The 22,379-nt window shown below is 45.4% G+C and carries 22 protein-coding genes and 1 tRNA gene; 16 read left to right on the forward strand and 7 right to left on the reverse strand.

Translation table 11 applies throughout. The features are described 5' to 3' along the window. Positions 1-15: 15 nt before the first annotated feature. On the reverse strand, positions 16-2,712 hold the full coding sequence (locus tag R7Q47_RS17030; protein ID WP_248487430.1) for a heavy metal translocating P-type ATPase: 2,697 nt from the start codon (positions 2,710-2,712) through the stop codon (positions 16-18). A 478-nt stretch (positions 2,713-3,190) separates the two neighbouring features. Between R7Q47_RS17030 and chiP the strand changes: the two genes are divergently transcribed. From chiP to R7Q47_RS17050, 4 genes are all read left to right on the forward strand, one after another. Beyond that, positions 3,191-4,312 carry a chitoporin gene (gene chiP, locus R7Q47_RS17035; protein WP_005382007.1) on the forward strand — a complete coding sequence of 374 codons (1,122 nt, stop codon included), beginning with the start codon at positions 3,191-3,193 and terminating at the stop codon, positions 4,310-4,312. A 123-nt stretch (positions 4,313-4,435) separates the two neighbouring features. Then, on the forward strand, positions 4,436-5,032 hold the full coding sequence (locus R7Q47_RS17040) for a DUF2057 domain-containing protein (protein WP_031780870.1): 597 nt from the start codon (positions 4,436-4,438) through the stop codon (positions 5,030-5,032). A gap of 177 nt (positions 5,033-5,209) precedes the next feature. Further along, on the forward strand, positions 5,210-6,637 hold the full coding sequence (gene gltX / locus R7Q47_RS17045; RefSeq protein ID WP_005384075.1) for a glutamate--tRNA ligase: 1,428 nt from the start codon (positions 5,210-5,212) through the stop codon (positions 6,635-6,637). A gap of 640 nt (positions 6,638-7,277) precedes the next feature. After that, positions 7,278-8,240, forward strand: coding sequence for an OmpA family protein (locus R7Q47_RS17050; protein ID WP_005382010.1), 963 nt, complete (start codon positions 7,278-7,280; stop codon positions 8,238-8,240). 114 nt (positions 8,241-8,354) lie between these two features. Here R7Q47_RS17050 and R7Q47_RS17055 read toward each other — a convergent pair whose 3' ends face one another. The 3 genes from R7Q47_RS17055 to R7Q47_RS17065 all read right to left on the reverse strand — a co-directional run bounded on the left by R7Q47_RS17055 (position 8,355) and on the right by R7Q47_RS17065 (position 10,526). Next, complete coding sequence (locus R7Q47_RS17055; RefSeq protein WP_005382011.1) at positions 8,355-8,861, reverse strand: hypothetical protein; 507 nt, start codon at positions 8,859-8,861, stop codon at positions 8,355-8,357. A gap of 279 nt (positions 8,862-9,140) precedes the next feature. After that, positions 9,141-9,217: transfer RNA gene (locus R7Q47_RS17060), tRNA-Arg, on the reverse strand. A gap of 175 nt (positions 9,218-9,392) precedes the next feature. Beyond that, entirely contained in the window at positions 9,393-10,526 is a 1,134-nt protein-coding gene (locus tag R7Q47_RS17065; RefSeq protein ID WP_005382012.1) for a flagellar assembly protein FlgT, read from the reverse strand. A gap of 169 nt (positions 10,527-10,695) precedes the next feature. Between R7Q47_RS17065 and R7Q47_RS17070 the strand changes: the two genes are divergently transcribed. After that, a complete protein-coding gene (locus R7Q47_RS17070) occupies positions 10,696-11,334 on the forward strand; it encodes a FlgO family outer membrane protein (RefSeq protein ID WP_005382013.1) in 639 nt (212 codons plus the stop codon). 9 nt (positions 11,335-11,343) lie between these two features. Beyond that, positions 11,344-11,775, forward strand: a complete 432-nt coding sequence (gene flgP / locus R7Q47_RS17075) for a flagellar assembly lipoprotein FlgP (RefSeq protein ID WP_005382014.1) — start codon at positions 11,344-11,346, stop codon at positions 11,773-11,775. Positions 11,776-11,878: 103 nt separating this feature from the next. Here flgP and R7Q47_RS17080 read toward each other — a convergent pair whose 3' ends face one another. The 3 genes from R7Q47_RS17080 to flgA all read right to left on the reverse strand — a co-directional run bounded on the left by R7Q47_RS17080 (position 11,879) and on the right by flgA (position 13,509). Next, a complete protein-coding gene (locus tag R7Q47_RS17080; protein ID WP_005382015.1) occupies positions 11,879-12,304 on the reverse strand; it encodes a flagella synthesis protein FlgN in 426 nt (141 codons plus the stop codon). Between the two features lie 27 nt (positions 12,305-12,331). Next, positions 12,332-12,646 (reverse strand): flagellar biosynthesis anti-sigma factor FlgM, encoded by a 315-nt coding sequence (flgM, locus tag R7Q47_RS17085; RefSeq protein ID WP_005382018.1) that lies wholly within the window; start codon positions 12,644-12,646, stop codon positions 12,332-12,334. A gap of 116 nt (positions 12,647-12,762) precedes the next feature. Further along, a complete protein-coding gene (gene flgA / locus R7Q47_RS17090) occupies positions 12,763-13,509 on the reverse strand; it encodes a flagellar basal body P-ring formation chaperone FlgA (protein WP_005382020.1) in 747 nt (248 codons plus the stop codon). A gap of 76 nt (positions 13,510-13,585) precedes the next feature. On the opposite strand from flgA, the gene R7Q47_RS17095 reads away from it, so the two are divergent. The 10 genes from R7Q47_RS17095 to R7Q47_RS17140 all read left to right on the forward strand — a co-directional run bounded on the left by R7Q47_RS17095 (position 13,586) and on the right by R7Q47_RS17140 (position 22,373). Next, entirely contained in the window at positions 13,586-14,512 is a 927-nt protein-coding gene (locus R7Q47_RS17095) for a chemotaxis protein CheV (protein WP_005382022.1), read from the forward strand. Positions 14,513-14,523: 11 nt separating this feature from the next. Next, positions 14,524-15,351, forward strand: a complete 828-nt coding sequence (locus R7Q47_RS17100) for a CheR family methyltransferase (protein ID WP_005382024.1) — start codon at positions 14,524-14,526, stop codon at positions 15,349-15,351. Between the two features lie 303 nt (positions 15,352-15,654). Next, complete coding sequence (gene flgB / locus R7Q47_RS17105; protein WP_005382026.1) at positions 15,655-16,050, forward strand: flagellar basal body rod protein FlgB; 396 nt, start codon at positions 15,655-15,657, stop codon at positions 16,048-16,050. Between the two features lie 5 nt (positions 16,051-16,055). Then, positions 16,056-16,469 (forward strand): flagellar basal body rod protein FlgC, encoded by a 414-nt coding sequence (flgC, locus tag R7Q47_RS17110; RefSeq protein WP_005393132.1) that lies wholly within the window; start codon positions 16,056-16,058, stop codon positions 16,467-16,469. Between the two features lie 17 nt (positions 16,470-16,486). Further along, positions 16,487-17,197, forward strand: a complete 711-nt coding sequence (gene flgD, locus R7Q47_RS17115) for a flagellar hook assembly protein FlgD (RefSeq protein ID WP_005382029.1) — start codon at positions 16,487-16,489, stop codon at positions 17,195-17,197. 30 nt (positions 17,198-17,227) lie between these two features. Continuing rightward, positions 17,228-18,541 carry a flagellar hook protein FlgE gene (gene flgE / locus R7Q47_RS17120; protein WP_005382030.1) on the forward strand — a complete coding sequence of 438 codons (1,314 nt, stop codon included), beginning with the start codon at positions 17,228-17,230 and terminating at the stop codon, positions 18,539-18,541. A 330-nt stretch (positions 18,542-18,871) separates the two neighbouring features. Beyond that, the gene (gene flgF / locus R7Q47_RS17125) at positions 18,872-19,621 is read left to right on the forward strand and encodes a flagellar basal-body rod protein FlgF (RefSeq protein WP_054576686.1); all 750 of its coding nucleotides are present in this window, start codon (positions 18,872-18,874) and stop codon (positions 19,619-19,621) included. A gap of 18 nt (positions 19,622-19,639) precedes the next feature. Then, a complete protein-coding gene (gene flgG, locus R7Q47_RS17130) occupies positions 19,640-20,428 on the forward strand; it encodes a flagellar basal-body rod protein FlgG (protein WP_005382032.1) in 789 nt (262 codons plus the stop codon). A 30-nt stretch (positions 20,429-20,458) separates the two neighbouring features. Beyond that, positions 20,459-21,238 (forward strand): flagellar basal body L-ring protein FlgH, encoded by a 780-nt coding sequence (flgH, locus tag R7Q47_RS17135; RefSeq protein WP_054576687.1) that lies wholly within the window; start codon positions 20,459-20,461, stop codon positions 21,236-21,238. A gap of 43 nt (positions 21,239-21,281) precedes the next feature. Continuing rightward, complete coding sequence (locus R7Q47_RS17140) at positions 21,282-22,373, forward strand: flagellar basal body P-ring protein FlgI (protein ID WP_005393118.1); 1,092 nt, start codon at positions 21,282-21,284, stop codon at positions 22,371-22,373. The last annotated feature ends 6 nt before the right edge of the window (positions 22,374-22,379 follow it).

Raw genomic sequence — 22,379 nt, forward strand, 5'->3', positions numbered from 1 at the left:
CTCAAAAAGAAGTGGTTACTTTACTGAAAACAGTCGTAGTCGATTTGCATTACTAACGACAGTAATTGAAGACAGTGCCATTGCCGCTCCTGCGACAACAGGACTGAGCAAAAATCCAAACGCTGGGTAAAGCACGCCAGCGGCAACTGGAATACCCAACGAGTTGTAAACAAAGGCACCAAATAGGTTTTGCTTCATGTTTTTAAGTGTAGCGCGAGAGAGTTCAATCGCATGTACTACCGCCATTGGTGACGTGTTCAGGATGGTCATTTGCGAACTTTCAATGGCGACATCACTGCCGCTACCCATGGCAATACCTAGGTTGGATAACGCGAGAGCAGGGGCGTCGTTAATGCCATCCCCCACCATTGCCACGACATGTCCTTGAGATTGAAGTTGCTCAATGTGCTGAGCTTTCTCATCTGGCATTACTTGGGCAATCACTTCATCAATACCAAGTTCTTGGCCGATAGCATTGGCAACGTGTTGGTTATCGCCCGTCAGCATTACCGTTTTGATGCCTTGCGATTTTAATGCAGAGAGCGCTTGCTTCGCATCTGATTTGAGCGGGTCGGCAATGGCGATCAGACCGATCAGTTCGCCGTTCAATGCCACAGCTACCGGAGTCCACGCATTTTTTGCGCATTCATCGATGGCAGGTTTTAGTGCGCTGGTCTCGACGTTCTCTGCTTGCATAAATTGAAGCGAACCAATGAGTAGCGGTTTATCTTGATACGTCGCCCAAATGCCGCGCCCGCGAACGTTCTCAAACTTGTCTAATGAGACATCCTTTGCGTCGTGTCGTTTGGCGTAATCACATACCGCTTTTGCCAGTGGGTGCTCAGACTGACGCTCTGCCGCATACGCTAAAGCCAATAGATCTTCTTGGCTGGTGGCGTGAGTAAACACTTTCTGAACGCTAGGTTTACCTTGGGTAAGCGTGCCAGTTTTGTCGAACACAACCGTGTCGACTTTGCTTGCCAATTGCAGGGCGTCGGCGTCTTTGATTAGAATGCCGAGCTCTGCGGCTTTACCCACTCCCACCGTGACAGAAAGCGGGGTTGCTAAGCCTAGAGCGCAAGGGCAGGCGATGATCAGGACGGTTGTGGTGACCACCAGCATATAACTCGCTTTTGGCTCTGGGCCAACGGCAAACCAAACGAGCGCGGCCAGTATTGCTATGCCAACAACGACAGGGACAAACACCGATGAAATCTGGTCTGCCAGTTTCGCGATGGCAGGCTTACTGCTTTGCGCTGTGCGCACCATGCGGATGATACGAGCCAGCATGGTATTTGCGCCAATGCCCGTTGCCTCAATGACTAATCCACCATCGGTATTTAATGTCCCGGCAGACACTTGAGCCTCTTGTGCTTTTAATACTGGTACTGGTTCACCAGTGAGCATCGACTCATCAATGTATGATTCACCTTGAATCACAACACCATCAACAGGCACTTTCTCGCCTGGTTTGATACGCAGTTTCATGCCTAACGTGATTTGCTCAACCGCGATTTTTTGGTCGCCTTGTTCCGTAATTACCGTAGCTTGCTGAGGTTGCAGGTTAATCAGAGCTTGCAATGAGCGTGTTGTGTTTGCTTTGGCTTTTGCTTCTATATAGTGACCAAGAGAAATTAAGCCGATGATCATTGCACTCGCTTCAAAGTACACGTGGCGTGAAGCAAGAGGGAACCAGTCTGGGAAAATCACCACAAGCATCGAATAGAACCACGCTGCGCCAGTACCGAGCGCGACTAACGTGTCCATGGTGGCGCGCTTGTGAGTAGCTGCTAACCAAGCGTTACTGAAGAAGTGTTTCCCTGCTGTGGCAAGAAGGAGTAAACATACGATACCGATCGCGCCCCAAGCTAATTGGTCGTTGGTGTTGCGAATCATCATATTGCCGCCAGCTACGCCCCAAATCATTAAAGGGGCACCGACGACAAGGCCAGCAATAGCATCCAGTTTAAAGCGTTTTTGTTGCTGACGTTGTTGCTGTGCTTGCTTTTCTTGCTGGGTTGCGGCGTCTTGTAGGATCTCTGCTTGGTAACCGGCTTGTTTTACCGATTCAACAATTGCGTTAAGGAGGTCATCAGAGTCTTGGCTTGCGAATATTAGTGCGCTTTGTTCTGCAAGGTTGACCTGTGCTTTCTCAACGCCTTCTACGTTAGTAAGTGCTTTCTCTACTGAAGATACGCAACTCGCACACGTCATGCCTTGAATCAGCATTTGCAATTGAATACTCGCTGGTGGCACCTGCGTATCTTTAATATTGCTTTGCTTTTCTACCTGTTCGGTCTCTGGTGAGCTTTCGTTCTCTACTTCAACAGAATCAAGGTTGGCGGTATAGCCGAGTGTTGCTATTAAGTCGATCACTTGTTGCTCGGAGAGGAGGGTACGAATCTCTAAGTGCGTTGTTGAAGCCTCAAAAGAAATAACGTCTTGATTAGATTCTAATAAAGATGAAAGTTTTTTGACGCAACCGCCACAGCTTAAGCCTGAAAGGTTTAGCTCGTAGTGATTTCCTGCTTGGTAACCAAGAGATTCAATCGACGAGACGAGCTCTTTAAGAGAAGACTCGGTTTTGACCTCTACTTGCGTCGGGGACAAATTGAGGATCTCCACATCGTGATTCGCATGTAAAGCATTCTCAACTTTTCTCGCACAGCCCATGCAGTTGAGCCCTGATAAAGGTATAACTAACTGATACATAATCTGCACCTCAATAGTAGTGATGCTATGAGCTTAAACCTTCCTGCAAGGGTAAGGTCAATACCCATTTGCTACTCACAACAATTTCGTCAAAATCTCTCGAATCCCACAAGTGCACGGTCATTTTACTTGCGAGTGATCTCAAGGTTTTTTCTCTTTGAATATAAAGTTCCGTTAAAACACCTAAAAGATGAATGAAGTCGCTCACGTTTTTTAGATGCTCTCAATGTCAGTTCAGTGTCAAAACGTACTTTTAACGTTTTTTATTTTTTATATTTGATGTTAACCAATTGTTTTTTATTGATTTATTTTATTTTTGATCTTCTCATTTTGAAGTCGCTCAGATTGCTGTAGCGAAAGTTTTTTAGTGCGAAAAAAGTTTGTCATATTTGCCCCGTCCAAACACTGTTTCAAGTTCCTACCATGTCCTAGTTAGTGAATTTGAAAATGGAAAAAACTAAAAATATAGGGGTTTATAATGTCTTACCTAAAGAAAAGCCTACTTGCCACGGCAATTACCGGCATGATGTTCAGTGGTGCTGCATTTGCTGATGGTGCAAACAGTGACGCAGCAAAAGAGTTTCTAACCAAAGATTCATTTTCTTATGAAGTTTACGGAATCATCGCGATGCAGGCCGCGTACCGCGATTACGATTCTGGCAGCAAAGCAACGGACGATGATTTGGGTGGCATGCAGCTAAACAACGAATCTCGTATTGGTTTCCGTGGTAAAAAACAATTTGCTAACTTCGACCCTACTTTTATTTGGCAAATCGAAGGCGGTTATGTAGACCCTAGCTTTGGTGGCGAGGGCGCAGGTCTTGGTGAACGTGACACATTCGTCGGTTTTGAAAGTGCATCTTGGGGTCAAATTCGTCTGGGTCGCGTTTTGACACCTATGTACGAATTGGTTGACTGGCCAGCATCTAACCCTGGTCTCGGCGATGTATACGACTGGGGTGGTGCTATTGGAGGCGCCAAGTACCAAGACCGTCAATCAAACACTATCCGCTGGGACTCTCCAATGTTTGCTGACAAATTCTCCCTAGATATCGCAGCTGGTGCAGGTGATAAAGCAGGTCTAGGTGAAGGGGATGACTACTGGGGTGGTATCGCAGCACACTACAAAATTGGTCCTATCCAGTTAGATGCGGCATATGAAGGTAACCGTAATATCAAGATGGAAAGCCAAACGTGGGAAAACAACACGTACTTGGTAGGGGCACAAGGCTGGTTTGATAACGGAATCTCTTTCTTTGCGCAATACAAATACATGGAAGCGGACGCAAGCAATGGTGTGAGTGAAAAGCAAGATGCAATGTCTGCCGCTATCATGTACACCACGGGTGATTGGCAATACAAACTGGCTTACGCCGCTAACTTTGATCTAGAGCGTGATGGTAAGAAAATTAACGATACAGCGGACGATGTGTTATCAGCACAAGTTATGTATTTCGTAGACCCATCGGCAGTGCTGTACGTACGTGCTCGTACTCTAGACTTTGGCGACGGTGCGTCTCAATTAGATAAACCAACAGAAGCACGTTGGAAGTCTGCTGACTACGACGAGTTCTCTGTAGGCGTTGAATACTACTTCTAACTAAAGAAGCAGCTAAAAGGGCGGAAACGCCCTTTTTATCTTGATACTTATTCAAATAAGCCTTTGAAATGACTGGCCTGTAAATTTTAGAGGCTTATCTAAATTGGTATAAAGTGAGAAACCATGATGAAAAAAACAACGACACTTCTCGGACTTTGCGCAATGCTTTCGGCGCCAGCTTTTGCTGCTCAACTCACTCTGCAATCTGAATTAGTTCCTCGCGTTCTCAACGGCGAGTTCGTCTACCCTGAGTGGATATCCAAGAACAACAGCATCGAGTTAAAGGATGGGGAAAACCAATTAGCGGTAACGGTTGGACAAATCGTATTTGAAGATGGAAAGCGCCGTAAATTCGATTCGCAGCCGCTGGTATTAGAGTTTGATGCAGAAAAAGACACCGAGCTTTCTCTGGCTTATCAAACATTCCGTACTATTGAAGAGGCGAGAGCCTTCGAACTCGATCCTAAAGTGGTATTGAAAGACAAAAACGGAAAAGAAGTGGCATTCTCTATGGTTCAACTTCGTAAAGGTGGTTTGCAAGGTTTTCGTGATTACGAACGAGAAGTTGCCGACTATAATAACGCAATGAATAAAGAATCGACTAAGGCAAGCATTGCGTCTTCTCCAGCGGAAACCAAAACAATCAAAGCATCGTTTAATGAATTGAGCCGTGAAGAGCAGCAAGAATTTATGCAATGGGCAATGCGTAACCTGAAGTAATTTCGTCTCGTGCTTTAACAGTAAATAGCAGGGCTGTGCCTTTTTGGTTCTGCCCTGTTTTTATTTCTGGTGTCAAACCGATTGTAGAATTGACTTACGGTGGTAAAATGTCGCCACTTTTATCCTTGACATTACAACGAGAGATCTCTCGTTGCTCATTACCCCTAAGGAACTCAAATGACGGTTAAAACTCGTTTTGCTCCTAGCCCAACTGGCTATCTACACGTTGGTGGTGCGCGTACTGCACTTTACTCTTGGCTATACGCTAAAAACCAAGGTGGTGAATTCGTTCTACGTATCGAAGATACAGACCTTGAGCGTAACTCTCAGGAAGCGGTTGATGCAATTCTTGAAGGCATGGAATGGCTAGGCTTGGAGTGGGATGAAGGTCCTTACTACCAAACTCAACGTTTTGACCGTTACAACGAAATGGTTGATAAGCTTCTTGCTGAAGACAAAGCTTACAAATGTTACGCGTCTAAAGAGCTGCTAGATGAAATCCGTGCAGAGCAAGAAGCAAATAAAGAAATGCCTCGCTACGATGCTAACCATCCAAAAATCAAAGCAGCAAACGAAGCGGCAAAAGATGGCGATCCATGTGTTATCCGTTTCCGTAACCCGAAAGAAGGCAGCGTAGTATTTGATGATCAAATCCGTGGTCGCATTGAAATCCGCAACGATCAAATGGATGACCTAATCATTCGTCGTACAGACGGTTCACCTACTTACAACTTCTGTGTAGTAGTGGATGACTGGGACATGGGTATCACTCACGTTGTTCGTGGCGAAGACCACATCAACAACACGCCTCGTCAAATCAACATCTACGAAGCACTAGGTGCGCCAGTACCTACATTTGCACACTGTGCAATGATCCTGGGTGATGACGGCGCGAAACTGTCTAAACGTCACGGCGCTGTATCAGTCATGCAATACCGCGATATGGGCTACCTGCCTGCGGCACTAAACAACTACCTAGTGCGCCTTGGTTGGTCTCATGGGGACCAAGAAATCTTCTCTCAAGAAGAGATGATCAATCTATTTAGCCTAAACGCAGTATCTAAGTCAGCGTCTGCTTTTAACACTGACAAACTGCAATGGTTGAACAACCACTACATCAAGAACTCAGATCCTGCGTACGTTGCTGAGCATCTACAATGGCATCTAGACCAACAAAAACTAGACGTAACGAATGGTCCTGCTATTACTGACGTGATCAAGCTGGTGGGTGAGCGTTGCAACACACTAGTTGAGCTAGCTGAGCAAATCCGTTACTTCTATGAAGATTTCTCTGAGTTTGAAGCGGGCGCAGCGAAGAAACACCTGCGTGGCGTGGCTAAAGAGCCTCTAGAACTTGCATTAGCGAAAGTGGAAGCACTAACTGAATGGACGACAGCGAACATCAAAGATGGCGTTATCGCAGCAGTATGTGAAGAGTTGGAAATCGGCATGGGCAAAATCGGTATGCCATTACGTGTTGCTGTAACAGGCGGGGGTCAGTCTCCTTCTGTCGATGCAGTAATGGAGCTGGTTGGAAAAGAGCGCTGTATTGCTCGCATTAAGATGGCGCTTGAGTTCATTGCTGAGCGTGAAGCAAACGCATAATTGCTTTGAACTGAACGTTCTTTTGAATAAATAGTCACAAAGCCGCGGTGAGCAACCGCGGCTTTTTTGTATCTTCAATTTAGATAACGAGAAACTTTCTCTCATATTGGTGAATGAAGAGATGGTTTCACCTGTAATTTACCTCAATATGGATAAGATTTTTTAATCCAAATATCGTTGGCATGAATAAAAAACGAGCGATTATATATCAAATATCTGATTGATTTTTATCCATGTTCCTTAAAGTTTCATTTTATTTGTCTCATTTTTAAGAAAAATCTTTGCTTTAGCTATGTTGTTCCAAAAATTAAAGCAAACGTTTGCGTCGTGGTTGCGTGGGGATTTTTTTGCTTAAGATCACATGTTGTCGAGATTTTTGATGACAATAAATTGACAGAATTGGGATTTTTCTCGCGATTTCTTAGCGTTATAGTTCATCCCGTCAGCGATACCGAGATGGCGATGTGTATCACTGAACAGGAAATGTACGTAAGTTGCTTCCATAAAAAAAATGCATGTGCATAAAAAGAAGCTGACTAAGTATCTCACTCAAGGAATGAATAAAAAGAATTGAAATACAACGTCAGTCAGACGGCGCATTTCGGCATCTAACAAAAGAACTTCTTTAGAGGAATCAATAATGAAAAAATTAGCAGCGGTAATTTCAGCGTCTCTACTTATGGCTTCAGCAGCACAAGCAGAAGTATACGTTGGTGGTAAGATGGGTAAGTCATGGATGGAAGACGCGTGTGTAGCGGGCCAGGCTTGTGACAAAGACGATTCTACTCTTGGCGCTTTTGTTGGTTACGAAATGAATAAATACTTCGCAGTAGAAGCGGGTTTCGACAACATCGGTGATTTTAACCAAACTTCTTTCGGTGGCCACGTAGAAGCGATCACTCTTGCTCCTAAATTTAGCCTACCAATCACTGAAGACATCGCACTTTACGGTAAAGTGGGTGGCGCTTACGTAATGTTTGATGGCAAAGATGATTACTCTTACCTAGGCGCGGCTGGTCTTGAATTCAACCTAAGCCAAAACGTAACAGCTCGTGCGGAATACCAAACACTGACTGACATCAGCAACGATGTAACTCGTGCGACAGGTAACACTGCAACACTAGGTGTTTCTTTCAAATTCGGCGGCAACGATGAGCCAGTAATCGTAGAAGAGCCAGTTGTTGTTGAAGAAGTGGTTGTAGAAGAAGTGGTAGAAGAGCCAGTTGTAGTTACGAAAACATTCGAAACTCAAACAATTGGTACAGGTAGCTTCGATCTAAACAGCACAACTCTAAAACCAGAGAGCGCTGCAAAACTTGATAACCTAGTTGCTTTCCTAAACGAGCACCCACAAGCGAACGTTGAAGTTGTAGGTTACACAGATACGTCTGGTCCAGCAGCTTACAACCTAAAAGTTTCTGAGAAACGCGCTGAATCTGTAGCTAACGCACTTGTTGAAAAAGGCATTGATTCATCACGTATTCAAGCGCGTGGCGAAGGTGAAAACAACCCAATCGCTTCAAACGACACTCGTGAAGGTCGTCAGCAAAACCGTCGCGTAGAAGTCGTTGTTCCAGAATTTGAATACCAAGTTCAGCAATAAGCTCCTATTCGACCGTAGTATAGAAGACTGAAGCTGAAAGCCCCAAAGAGTTCGCTCTTTGGGGCTTTTTATTTCTCTTTAAAAACTGACTGAAATGTTCAAAGTGGCTAGGTATTACTTAAGATCAATGCTGTTTAAACGCCCCATGAATGTCAGGATCTCCAAGTTATCTTTATGTGCTTCTAACAACGCTTTTTTGGTTTGCATGTAGGCGGCAAGTTTGCCGTACTTACTAATAGAGCGAACCACCGTTTTATATTTATACTCACCGTCATCATTGAACTCTCGCCACTTGGCGATGTAACACGTATCTCGGTTGTCAGGGTTTTCAAGAGTAGGGTTAGGCTTGTGAACGATTTTAGGCTCAACGCTATGTGGAAGCCTGGTCATTAGGTAAGGGTCTTTCAAAAGACGTCGCCAGAATTTGCCCCACATTTGCCGGCCTAACTCGTTTCTCAGCTTAATGGCTTTTTGTAAGCCTTTCTTTTCTCCAATACGAACAAATCCTACCGAGCGGTGTAGTACCGTATCCTCGGGGGTATGGATATGTATCTTAAAGGCTGTCTTGCCTTTAGAAATAAAGCGGTGTCCAGTGTTAGTTATTAAATTGCTCTTAGACATAGTGCTAACTAATAATTTTATTAATAGCTAAAAGGGTAAGCAAAACTCATAGATAATTAAAGTAATAAAATACAAAACTGTAAATAGGGCTTGTTGAAATGATTTCAAGGGGAAGAAGTCAGATCAGTAGAAGACTTTATCCCGTAACCGAAACACCTGATCCGATCATATTGATTACTGGGAAGATTACCTAACACGATGTACTAGGGGGAGCAGTGCGAGGCTTGAAATTGAAGATACAAAAAAGCCTTAGCTCAAGTGGGAGCTAAGGCTATGATATGGCGCCCCCAGTAGGATTCGAACCTACGACCTGTCCCTTAGGAGGGGACTGCGCTATCCAGCTGTGCCATGGGGGCGTAATACCAATAGTTGCAGTTCATTGCACTGTTTTACTGAGTTCAAATCTAGCAATCTACCAGATCTGTATCAGCATCACGTTGAACGATTCGCTACGGTCATTGGTATAATCAAATAAGATGCGCTGCCTATGATATTCAAAAGTGAGCATATCTCAAGACTTAATGTTTGCTTTTATAGGATCTTGTTCATTACGTCGCCAATTTGAACGCTAGATGCTAAATTTGGCTGATCAATCGTCAGTTCCGCTTCGTGTTCGTATATGCGTGATACCGTTAATGTAATTTCGCTTTGCGAGACTTTGTTTCTTGGCAATCCATTTTGGTCGATAAACGACGCGGTGTGCCAAAGCTGTAATTTGTCTCCCTCTTTTACGCCGTGCATACGGCCGAGATCCATCGTTACGGTATTACCGAAGACTGCCACAACCTCTGGCAGTGTAATTTTGCAAGATAGCTCCGACTCCAGATCTAACATAATATTGCGACTAACGCGAAGCATCATCTCGCCATAGGTCGATGCCCAAAAACGTGCACTACGAGTGTCCACTTGACTCGTCTTAGCAAATGGCCAACGCGCGACCTCACGGTAGGCTTTGTTGAAGATTTCATGGCCAGTTTTACCATCAAATACTTTCATTTCTAACGCAAACTGACGATTGATGATGTCATCTTGCAATAGTTGAGATTCGACCGTTGCAGTGAGATCGGTTATGACCCCTCCAATGATGTATTGTGCGCCATTGTCTTGTGCGATCATTTGAGTGCGAGCAGGATAGTTGCTGCTTATTGAGTAGTCCGTTGTACCAACAGACACAAAGCTGCGTGAGGTTTGATCAAGTTGACGGTTCACTACGTGGCTAAAATCGTCACCAACTTGATAAATTTGTCCCATCACTGCTTGTTGTGGTGATGCTACCTCAATATTGCCGACCAGCATTGTCTTTTTGTATTGATCGGTGTGGCAACCCGTTGCCGATGGATAAATATCAACGCGGATTTTTACCTCGACTTTACCGCGACGTTTGCGTTCAGACTCGACCAAAATGTAACGGACTTCATGATTGGTAAACTGGTATTCGTTGCGGCTTTCTTCTAACAGCGGCATCAAGTTGCTAATACTGCCAATATCTGCGCCCGAAAAATTGACGGCTTTGAACAGCGCGTCTTCCAACGCATGGAGCCTTGCCGTCTCTTCTGAAGAAACGATGGTGGCAACGCCTGTGACTTCATACCAAGATGCCATTACCTTAAAAGGCACAAGCATCACTAAAGTGATTGAAAACAGACTGTTTAATATTTTTTTCATTGGTTACAACCGTTCGGGTATAAATATTGCTTTAACAAATTCAGTGAAGTTTGGTGGGTTTTTCTTCGTTAGGCAAACAAAGAAAAGCAAAGACTGTTCCAATATTCACTTTCTTGGAAAGGAATTAATAAAGAACGGTATCACCTAAGATTATCTGGAGAATCAAACCATGAAAAAGTGGCTTGTCGCCGCATCGATGATGACGCTTCTGACATCGTGCGCGTACTCACCGATTTACAATGGTAAAGAACCGTACTCGGGAAGCCAGTTTATGCTGATGGATAGTCCGCGTCATACGATGGACTTTTTCATTGAGAGCATGACAGAAGACCTGATGGTTTCTAATGTGGCAGTATCAGCGCGGACACCGATTGCGATTACCTCGTTTGTTGATCTACAAAATATGGATGCAACAAACTGGTTAGGTAACTCGGTCTCTGAAGGTTTTATCCATCAGTTTCAGCGCCGAGGGTTTAAAGTGGTTGATTTCAAAACTACGGGCTCTATTCAAGTGACGCAGCAGGGCGATTTTGCTTTAAGTCGTGATTGGCAAGATTTAGCTCAAGAGCAGCAAATTCAGTATGTACTGACCGGAACAATGTTGCGCCAAGAGGGCGGAGTGCTTGTCAATGCACGCGTGGTTGGCATGCAAAGCCGTGTAGTTGTAGCGACAGCGCAAGGTTTCCTTCCGGCTGACCGTATTGGGCGTGACTTAGATACGTTAAATAGCATCCGCACACAAGATGGTGTGTTGATTCGTTCTGACCCTACCATTCGTCAGCCGTACACTGTGATTCTCCGTCCATAGGATAGAAGCATGAAGAAGTTATTATTTATTGTTGCCACACTGATATTGGTTGGGTGTCAGCCATTACAACAGATGCGTCAAGATGAAATCTTAGTGGCGGTGGGCTACGCCAGCGTCAGTGAGCAAACAGGCCGCACAGTAGAAGAAAAGCGTGTACGAGCAATGCGCGCATCAAAAATTGATGCTTATCGTGAGCTAGCAGAGCAAGTTTATGGCATGCGTGTTAGTGGACGTGCAGAGCTGCAAGACCAGCGTTTGGGTATTGAAAGCACCACTGGTGCCGTCGATGGTGTAATTCGTGGTGCAGAAGTTGTGCGTAGTTATCTGGTTGAAGACAGTTATGTGACTGAGCTGCGTCTGGATATCCGTAAGATGGATAAGCTACGTGATTATGGAGAAGTTCAGCAGGTACCTGAGAAGCGTCAGCAAACCTTGTTTTAAACCATTTCACTAGACAGATAATCTTTTTGAGCGGCTGATTGGTAACAATGAGTCGCTTTTTTTATATCTACGTGAGCGCGGGAATTGAGGGTAGGAGTGACGTTTAAGCTTTTATATTGGTGCCAAGCGTCGAGATGGTGTGGGTTTTTCCGCCCGCATTGTAGGTCATGCCAACTTTGCCATGAGTTCGCTGAAGCATGTTGTTGAGTTTATTGAAGCTCAGCTGTGCGCGACTAAGCGATTCGCCATTTACTTGGTTAACTTGTTGACAGTCGAGGACGATCGATTGGATTTGAGCAACAACCTGACTTAGGTGCTCATCTTCAGTAAGTTGATTGACGTGCGGGTGAGAGGCGATTCGCTGATCAGTTGTTCTGAGCTGATCAATGAGCGTCATCTTCTGTTTGGCAATGTTCTCAATCTCGGTAGAGACACGCGCCGTTATTGCTTGTGTTTCTTGGCGTAAAACAGCGGAAAGTGCCTTAGCATTTTCTAGCTGGAAATTAACGAGATCGACTAATGCTGCCATAAAATACTTACCTTCGACCTAAGTCAGTTAGCTTTTGCCTTGCAATTCGTTTTCAAACTTAATCATGTTGTCAGCCAATTTTTCAGGATCGACTTTGTATGAACCGTTTGTGATAGCTTCTTTGATTGCTGCAACTTTGGCGCTGTCATATGCCGGAGAAGCTGCCATATCCTTCTGGAGTTTACTGACGGCTTTACTTTGCTGGCTGAGTGATACTGCGTCTTGTTGCGCTGGCGCCTTTTTTGATTCTGTCGTGCTGGTAGCATTGGAATCGTTACGTGCAGGTGCGCGACTTGTTGTCGTCATCATTTGCCCTGAACGTATATTATCTATACCTGCCATGTTTAACCTTTGCCTTGTATCGTAATACTGGTATCCAGACTATCGACCAGCGCAAAAATAACTTTAGTCATTTTTTGCATTTTTATTGATCAGTTTAAACACGCTACCAGTGGGTATTAAAAATTAACAGTGATTTCCGCAATGTCAGTCACTATGCCTTCTATTATACGTTGTGACTTATCATTTTTCACTCTTACTTGATCGCCAGCTGAACCATCCTGCAATGCTGTGCCTTGCGTTGTGATCGTCATGCCAGAATTCACCGCTTTGATAATGACCTTTTCATTTCGGCATACCACACAAACATCATTTCTCTCTACGACATCGCCTAAACGAACATTACGCTTTAGCTTTGCCCCAACCACTTGATCGTAGCTAGAAAATCCATCTTTACGAAAGCGCTGTAGCTCGATCATGGAAGTGGTAACATCCGATGCGCTGACGATTTCTCCTCTCCCTAATGTTCGTGTCGCGACGATCATTGGTACTGATACCGAGATCCTCACAGGGACATAGACTTTCCAGTCATCCGGTTGGCATTCCACTAACACATTGATGTTACTTCTCGTGCTGCTGGTGGAAGAGGCAGATGTATCTAACGGAACAGGGCAATCCGTTGCTTTTATTCTCGAGTCGATCTCTGCCGCATTAACAGATAGCTCGCCACCATCAGGCTGATCAACCGTAGCAAGAATATGTTGTTCTGCTGCTGTTTTTATTTGCTCGATCTGATTATCTGAAGCTGAATGAACAAAAAAGCTAAACATACTGAGCAAAATGCCGATAGACTTAGCGTACTTTGTAATTAGCGCTCTACATATTGTCATAGTCAATGGTGTCGAAGTGAAAGTGAAATACGCCATACTGTCTCCCTGGTATCGTGCTTGCCAGTGGTAGAGTATCATTTAAAAACAAAAAGTTTGAGATGGAGATGAGCATATGACGGGGATTCTTGACTCGGTGAATCAGCGTACGCAACTCGTCGGTCAGAACCGATTGGAATTATTGACCTTTCGACTGATGGGCCGACAGCGCTACGGCATTAACGTATTCAAAGTGAAAGAAGTACTACAGTGCCCTAAGCTGACTTCAATGCCAAATCTACACCCTCTGGTTAAAGGTATCGCTCATATCCGCGGCCATACCGTGTCCGTTATTGATTTGAGCCTGGCAATTGGTGGCCGCCCAACCACTGATTTAGATAAATGTTTTGTTGTTATTGCAGAATTTAACCGTACGATCCAAGCATTTTTGGTATCATCGGTTGAGCGTATTATCAATATGCATTGGGAAGCGATTTTGCCACCGCCAGACGGCGCAGGTAAAGCGCACTATTTGACTGCCGTGACAAACATTGACAATGAGCTGGTTGAAATCCTTGACGTTGAAAAAATCCTGGCAGAAATTGCGCCAGTTGATGAAACGATGGATTCCGCTATTGGCGAAGAAATCGCACAAGCAGAACAAGAAAAGCCTATTGTACGCCGCATACTGATTGCTGATGACTCGACGGTCGCGCGTAAACAGGTAGAGCGTGCGATTACATCCATCGGTTTTGAGGTCGTATCTGTCAAAGACGGCAAAGAAGCGTACAATAAGTTGATTGAAATGGCTCAAGAAGGCAATATCTACGATCAAATTTCGTTGGTTATTTCCGATATTGAAATGCCAGAAATGGACGGCTATACCTTAACGGCTGAAATTCGCAGACATGCCGATTTGAAAGACCTTTATGTTATCCTCCATTCTTCATTAAGTGGTGTATTCAACCAAGCTATGGTTGAGCGTGTAGGTGCCAACACCTTCATTGCGAAATTTAACCCAGATGAGTTGGGTAACGCGGTTAAATCTGCATTAACACAATAAAAGAGACATTAATGACTGCTATTACAATCAGTGATCAAGAGTATCGTGACTTTAGCCGTTTTCTAGAATCGCAATGTGGCATCGTGTTAGGTGATAGCAAGCAATACCTCGTGCGTAGCCGACTGAGTCCTTTAGTGACGAAGTTTAAGCTCGCGTCGTTATCAGATTTGCTACGTGATGTTGTTACAGGGCGTAATCGAGAATTACGAGTCGCCGCTGTGGATGCGATGACGACTAACGAAACCTTGTGGTTTCGAGATACTTATCCGTTCACGGTTTTAGCTGACAAATTATTGCCAGAAGTAGCGGCAAGCAAGCGCCCAATTAAGATCTGGTCTGCTGCCAGTTCATCGGGCCAAGAACCGTATTCTATTGCAATGACGATCCTGGAAACGCAACAGCGCAAGCCGGGCTTGTTACCAAACGTGTCCATTACAGCCACAGATATTTCGGCAAGTATGCTCGAGATGTGTCGTGCAGGGGTGTACGACAACTTGGCTTTGGGTCGCGGGCTTTCACCAGAACGTCGTCGCACCTTCTTTGAAAATGCGGACGGTGGTCGCATGAAAGTCAAAGATAACGTCAAGCGTTTGGTGAACTTTCGTCCACAAAACTTGATGGACAGTTACGCACTGATGGGGAAGTTCGACATCATTTTCTGTCGTAACGTATTGATTTACTTTTCTCCAGAAATGAAATCTAAAGTGCTTAACCAAATGGCGAGCAGTTTAAACCCTGGTGGCTACTTGCTGTTAGGGGCATCAGAGTCGCTAACTGGTCTGACTGATAAATTTGAAATGGTGCGCTGTAATCCGGGCATCATTTACAAGCTTAAATAGCGGTATCTCTTCATTGATAGAAAAGCCTGACTTCGTGTCAGGCTTTTTTTGTTTGTTACCTTTCTGCGCCGAGCGCCTCATGTATCACTCAATTAGTTGAAGCGCGTTTTTGCCTTGTGCCCTCAACACGGTGTATCTTTATTAAGTGACAAAGTGATACGACATGACATTCCAGTTACTTTGGCTCACTTATTGCTATTTCAATTCACGGTAACCACTAGGTTGGTGTAATGCTTTAGGTTTTGGCATGCTAATTGCTTTTTGGTTATCAATCACGGTCAGTTCTTAATTGTAGAGGCAAACATGGCTATATCTTTTGACAATGCACTAGGCATCCACCAGCACACGGTGGGCGTACGTGAACGCAATGCAGAGGTGATTTCCACCAATATCGCACAAGCAAACACGCCTGGTTACAAAGCAAGAGGTTTAGACTTTGCGAAGGAATTGCAAGCGGCAACATCTGGGGCAAGCATTGGTCTTAGTCGCACAGATGGTCGGCATATTCCTGCCACTACAACGTTGGTTGGGGACAAGTTATATCGTCTTCCTACGCAACCAGATACGGGAGATGGCAACACGGTAGACTTGGATTTAGAGCGTAACTTGTTTATGCAAAACCAAATCAGACACCAAGCATCACTCGACTTTCTAGGCAGCAAATTCAAGAACTTAACCAAAGCAATCAAAGGGGAATAATTTAGATGAGCTTATTTAACGTTTTCAATGTGACAGGTTCCGCAATGAGCGCTGAATCCGTTCGTCTGAATACTACCTCAAGCAACTTGGCGAACGCCGACAGTGTCAGCAGCTCTGCGAAAGACACTTACAAAGCGCGTCATGCCGTGTTTGGTGCAGAGTTAAGTAACGCCATGCGTGGCGGTGATACGGTGCCAGTGAAAGTGATGGGTATTGTAGAAAGTGATAAACCGCTGAGTGCGGAGTACAACCCAGACCATCCCCTTGCAAACGAAGAAGGCTACATTTACAAGCCTAACGTCAATGTAATGGAAGAAATGGCAAACATGATTTCAGCTTCTCGTGCATACCAAACTAATGTACAGGTCGCTGATTCTAGTAAACAAATGCTGCTGCGTACGCTGCAGATGGGTCAATAAGGATAAGGGGGTAGCGTATGGCCGGAATTAACAACGTTGGTCAAAGCGGCTTGTCCTATATCGACCAGCTTAAAAGTCTACAAGAGAGTAACAAGAAAGCGGAAGAGAGCACGGGTAAGCAGGACCTAAAACAGGAAGACTTCTTATCATTGCTCACGAAGCAACTGTCTCAGCAAGACCCTTTTAAGCCGGTAAGTAATGACCAGATGATTGCGCAAATGGCTTCATTTGCGACCGTTGATGGCATTGGCAAGATGAACACTCAGTTTGAGAGTTTGAATTCGTCAATGACATCAAATCAAGCGTTACAAGCTTCCTCTTTGGTAGGGCGTGACGTATTGGTCCCAGGAGCAGCAGGTGTGAAGCAGGACGACGCACCAATGGCGGCAATGGTTAAGCTTTCACAATCTATCGATAATCTGTTTGTTCGTGTAGAGGATGAAGCTGGCCAACTGGTTCGTACCTTTGAGGTAGGGGCGAAACCAGCCGGCGACACGCGTGTGCTTTGGGACGGTAAAGATGAAAGCGGAAATCCACTGCCAGCTGGCAAATACAAAGTGAAAGCGTCTGGCTTAGTTGAGGGGGAGTCGCAAGAGTTCCCAGTATCGACGTATGCCAACGTAAACAGCGTATTGCTTGGCAAAGGTGACGGAAACGTATTACTCAATCTGGCTGGTTTTGAATCGCCAGTTCGACTTGCAGAAGTATTGGAAGTCGGCAAAGCGTAGTCATAGCTCGCTAGATTAGGAGATTTTGGAATGTCATATGTATCTTTAAGCGGTTTGTCCGCCGCCCAACTGGATTTGAACACCACCAGTAACAACATTGCGAACGCCAACACTTACGGCTTTAAAGAGTCCCGTGCTGAGTTTGCTGATGTCTACTCTAACTCTTTATTTACTAACGCAAAAACCACACCGGGTGGTGGTGCACAAGCAAGCCAAGTGGCACAGCAGTTCCATGAAGGCTCTAGCATTTACACCAACAACCCAATGGATTTGCGTGTTTCGGGGACAGGTTTTTTCGCTGTAGCGAAAGAGCGTCTAACTCCACAACAGAATGAACTGACACGTAATGGTGCATTTCACTTAAATAAAGAAAACTACATGGTGACCGCGAACGACGAGTTCTTATTAGGTTACCAAGTGGACCCAAGCTCTGGTGAGGTTTCTTCATACGAGCCACAACCCATCAATATTCCTGCTGAATTTGGTAAGCCAAAACAAACAGCAAACATTGAAGTGGGTGTGAACTTGCCAGCGAACGGCGATTTGAAAGATCCAACGCAGTTTGATTTTTCAGACCCAGATACATACAACCGTTCAACCTCTTCGACAATTTATGACTCGATGGGTCAGTCTTACAAGCTAACGACGTATTACTTGAAAGATCAGACTCAGCCAAATACATGGAACACTTACTACACCGTGACAGATAAAGAAGGTGAAAAGCCTTTAAATGTTGCGGCTGGTGATGCGCAAACGCCAACAGGTCATGTGGGGCATACCATGAAGTTCAACAACGATGGTACGTTGGCGAGCTTGAACAATGGTCAGCCAATCACTTCTGTGGCTCTGGGCGATCCGGCGACGAACACGACACCAGTCGATATGAATGGTGCCGATCCTGCGCAGACGCTTAACTTCGGCTTAGGCTCAGCAACACAGTTTGCGGCTCCGTTCGAACTGACTAAGTTTGACGAAGACGGTGCAACGACGGGCTTCCTAACCAAAGTTGACTTCGATGAAAACGGCAGCGTATTGGGAACTTACTCAAACGGTGAAAACGTTACATTGGGTCGTGTTGCTCTCGTACGTGTTCCAAACGAGCAAGGTCTGGATAAGAAAGGCGGCACTCAATGGGATTCAACGCAGTTCTCTGGTGACAAGATCTGGGGTGAATCAAATAAAGGCTCTTTCGGCACCATCAATAACGGTATGCTGGAACAGTCAAACATTGATATGACGCAGGAGTTGGTGGACCTGATCTCTGCTCAGCGTAACTTCCAAGCAAACTCACGTTCGCTCGAAGTACACAACCAACTACAACAGAATATCTTACAGATCCGCTAGAGCACTAGCTGGGTCATTCGATACTCTGCTTGAGTAAGCAATGGCGTGTGATTGCTTCTTAGTAATTACCGCTTTGTTCACTTTCATCATGACATTCATCTGATGCTTAGCCTGAATACACCTCACTCAGGCTAAGCATGCTTTGATCTACGATTTGCCGCTGTTGCCGCCGTATGGATCAAAACCTTGCCTCTCGTTACAGTTTTCTGCCTCTATTGACCTCTTTTCATTGTTGGTTCTTAATTCAAAGTATTGATTTATAAGTCTATTTTTGTTTTGGCATAACTATTGCTTTTACTCCGTGTACAGAGAGATTTTTTGGAGTAATTTATGGATCGCGCACTGTTTCTCGCAATGAGTGGTGCCAAGCAAAATATGCAGGCACTACAATTGCGCGCTAATAACTTGGCTAACGTAAGCACGACCGGATTTCGGGCTGATTTAGCACAGGCTCGCTCAATGCAGGCTTATGGTGAAGGCCATCCTTCACGTGTATTCAGCATGACAGAGCGTCCAGGGCATAACTTTGCTCAAGGTAGCGTGATTACAACAGGGCGTGATCTGGATGTGACGATTGAAGGCAGCGGTTGGATATCGGTACTCGATCACACAGGGAAAGAAGGGTTGACCCGTAACGGCAACCTAAAAGTCGATCAAAATGGCATGCTTACCAACGCAAGTGGTCATTTGGTGCTGGGTGAAAACGACGCGCCGATTACTTTGCCTATCCCTCTCTCCAAAATTGAAATCGGTCGGGATGGCACCATCTCTGTGCTTCCTCAAGGTGCCCCGGCAGAAGAATTCCAAGCGGTTGATCGCATTAAGCTTGTTAAGCCTAATGAGCAAAGCTTGTTTAAAGACACCAATGGCTTATTTCGCCATAAAACTCCAAACCAACCTTACGAAGCAGACGCGACTGTTAGCCTCCAGACGGGAGCGATAGAAGGCAGTAACGTGAATGCCGTAGGTGAAATGACCGCATTGATTGACTTACAACGTCAGTTTGAAATGCAAGTCAAGATGATGAGCACAGCTGAAGAAATGGATAAATCTTCAGATTCACTGCTTCGTATGAGTTAACAGAGTTAGAGGTTCACTATGCATCCAGCACTATGGGTAAGTAAAACAGGTCTAGACGCCCAACAAACCAACATTGCCACGATTTCGAACAACTTGGCGAACGCCTCTACTGTCGGCTACAAAAAGAGCCGTGCAGTATTCGAAGATTTGTTCTATCAGAACATCAACCAGCCTGGCGGCCAGTCATCTCAGAACACGGAACTGCCAAGTGGCTTGATGCTAGGTGCGGGTTCTAAAGTGGTTGCGACGCAAAAAGTGCACACGCACGGCAATGCACAGACAACGACTAACGCACTGGACATGATGGTGGAAGGCGACGGTTTTTTCCAAGTGACATTGCCGGACGGCAACATCGGTTATACCCGTAACGGTCAGTTCACGCTCAATGGTGAAGGTACGTTAGTCACGTCGGGTTCTGGCTACCCTGTAGAGCCTGAAATTGTGATTCCAGAAGATGCGATTTCTATTACTGTCGGTACGGATGGTGAAGTGTCGGTTCGCGTCCGAGGTCAGCAAGACAACCAAGTCGTTGGTCAGCTAACCATTACAGACTTTGTTAACCCGGGTGGCCTAGAGCCAATTGGTCAGAACCTTTACTTACCAACGGGTGCCAGTGGCGATCCACAAGAGGGTGTTCCTGGTTTGGACGGTTTGGGGGAAATTCGTCAATCCATGCTGGAAGCGTCCAACGTGAATGTAACAGAAGAGTTGGTCAATATGATCGAAGCCCAGCGCGTTTACGAAATGAACTCAAAAGTGATCTCGTCAGTCGATAAGATGATGAGCTTCGTTAACCAGCAATTGTAACGATTAAGAGCAAGATTTGAGGAGCTCACGATGAAACGTATTTGCCTACTCGCTTTGATTGCTACGATGTCGGGCTGTGCCATGTTGGAACCGATTGAAACGGAAGAAGTGACACAAGCAACCACTGTGGTCGACGCAGTAGAAGGTGATAAATCGAAAGAAGAGAGCAGCGGTATTGTAGATACTTTACGTGGTAGAAGCGATCCGGTTGCTGGCGACCCTGCTTGGGCTCCAATTCATCCGAAAAACAAACCTGAGCATTACGCTGCTGCAACAGGCTCGTTGTTTAGCGCCGAGCACATTACCGATCTCTACGACGATTCTAAACCACGTGGTATTGGCGACATTATTACCGTAACACTTGATGAGACAACCAGTGCGACGAAAAGCGCAAATGCCGATTTATCGAAAACCAATGAAGCGCAAATGGACCCGCTTCAAGTGGGCGGAGAAGAGCTGAAAATTGGCGGAAAATATAATTTCTCTTATGACTTAAACAACTCCAACTCATTTGCAGGTGACTCTTCTGCAAAGCAGAGCAACAGCATCAGTGGTTACATCACTGTTGAGGTGATCGAAGTACTGGCAAACGGCAACCTCGTGATCCGCGGTGAGAAGTGGATGACGCTAAATACGGGTGATGAGTACATACGTTTAAGTGGCACTATTCGTCCGGATGATATTAATTTCGACAACACCATTGCATCAAATCGCGTTTCTAACGCAAGAATTCAATACTCAGGGACTGGTTTGCAACAAGATATGCAAGAGCCAGGCTTCTTGGCACGATTCTTTAATGTAGCGCTATAACACGCCGTGCTGACGGCAATTTGACTGCAAGAGATAAGTAAGCATGAAAAAACTCCTTTTAGTACTGATGAGCGTTGCTCTGTTTTCTACCGTAGCCCAAGCCGCACGTATCAAAGACGTCGCGCAAGTGGCAGGTGTACGAAGCAACCAACTCGTGGGTTATGGTTTGGTTTCAGGCTTACCTGGTACGGGTGAAGCGAACCCGTTTACAGAGCAAAGTTTCGCCGCCATGCTGCAAAACTTCGGCATTCAGATGCCGCCGGGCACAAAGCCAAAAATTAAAAACGTTGCCGCAGTCATGGTTACGGCAGAATTGCCGCCTTTCTCTAAACCGGGTCAGCAAGTGGACGTGACTGTCTCTTCCATCGGAAGTGCTAAAAGTTTGCGTGGTGGTACGCTACTACAAACGTTCCTCAAAGGTCTCGACGGTCAAGTTTACGCGGTTGCTCAAGGTAACTTAGTGGTGAGCGGCTTCAGTGCTGAAGGCGCTGACGGTTCTAAAATCGTAGGTAACAATCCAACCGTTGGTCTTATCTCTAGTGGTGCGACAGTAGAGCGAGAAATTCCAAACCCATTTGGTCGTGGTGATTACATCACGTTCAACTTGCTTGAGTCAGACTTCACAACGGCTCAACGTATGGCGGATGCTGTAAACAACTTCCTTGGCCCACAAATGGCGAGCGCTGTTGACGCGACATCAGTGCGCGTGCGTGCTCCTCGTGACGTCAGCCAGCGTGTTGCGTTCTTATCGGCAATTGAAAACCTAGAGTTTGACCCAGCAGATGGTGCAGCCAAAATCATCGTTAACTCTCGCACGGGCACCATCGTAGTTGGTAAGCATGTGCGTCTTAAACCAGCAGCAGTAACGCACGGCGGCATGACGGTTGCGATCAAAGAAAACCTGAATGTTAGCCAACCTAACGGCTTTTCTGGTGGGCAAACCGTAGTCGTACCAGACTCGGATATCGAAGTCAGCGAAGAGCAAGGCAAAATGTTTAAGTTCGAACCAGGCTTAACGTTGGATGATTTGGTCCGTGCCGTGAACCAAGTCGGGGCTGCGCCTTCGGACTTGATGGCAATTTTACAAGCATTGAAGCAAGCTGGTGCCATTGAAGGCCAGTTGATCATCATTTAATGGTTA

The sequence above is a fragment of the Vibrio sp. Vb0349 genome, assembly GCF_033338975.1.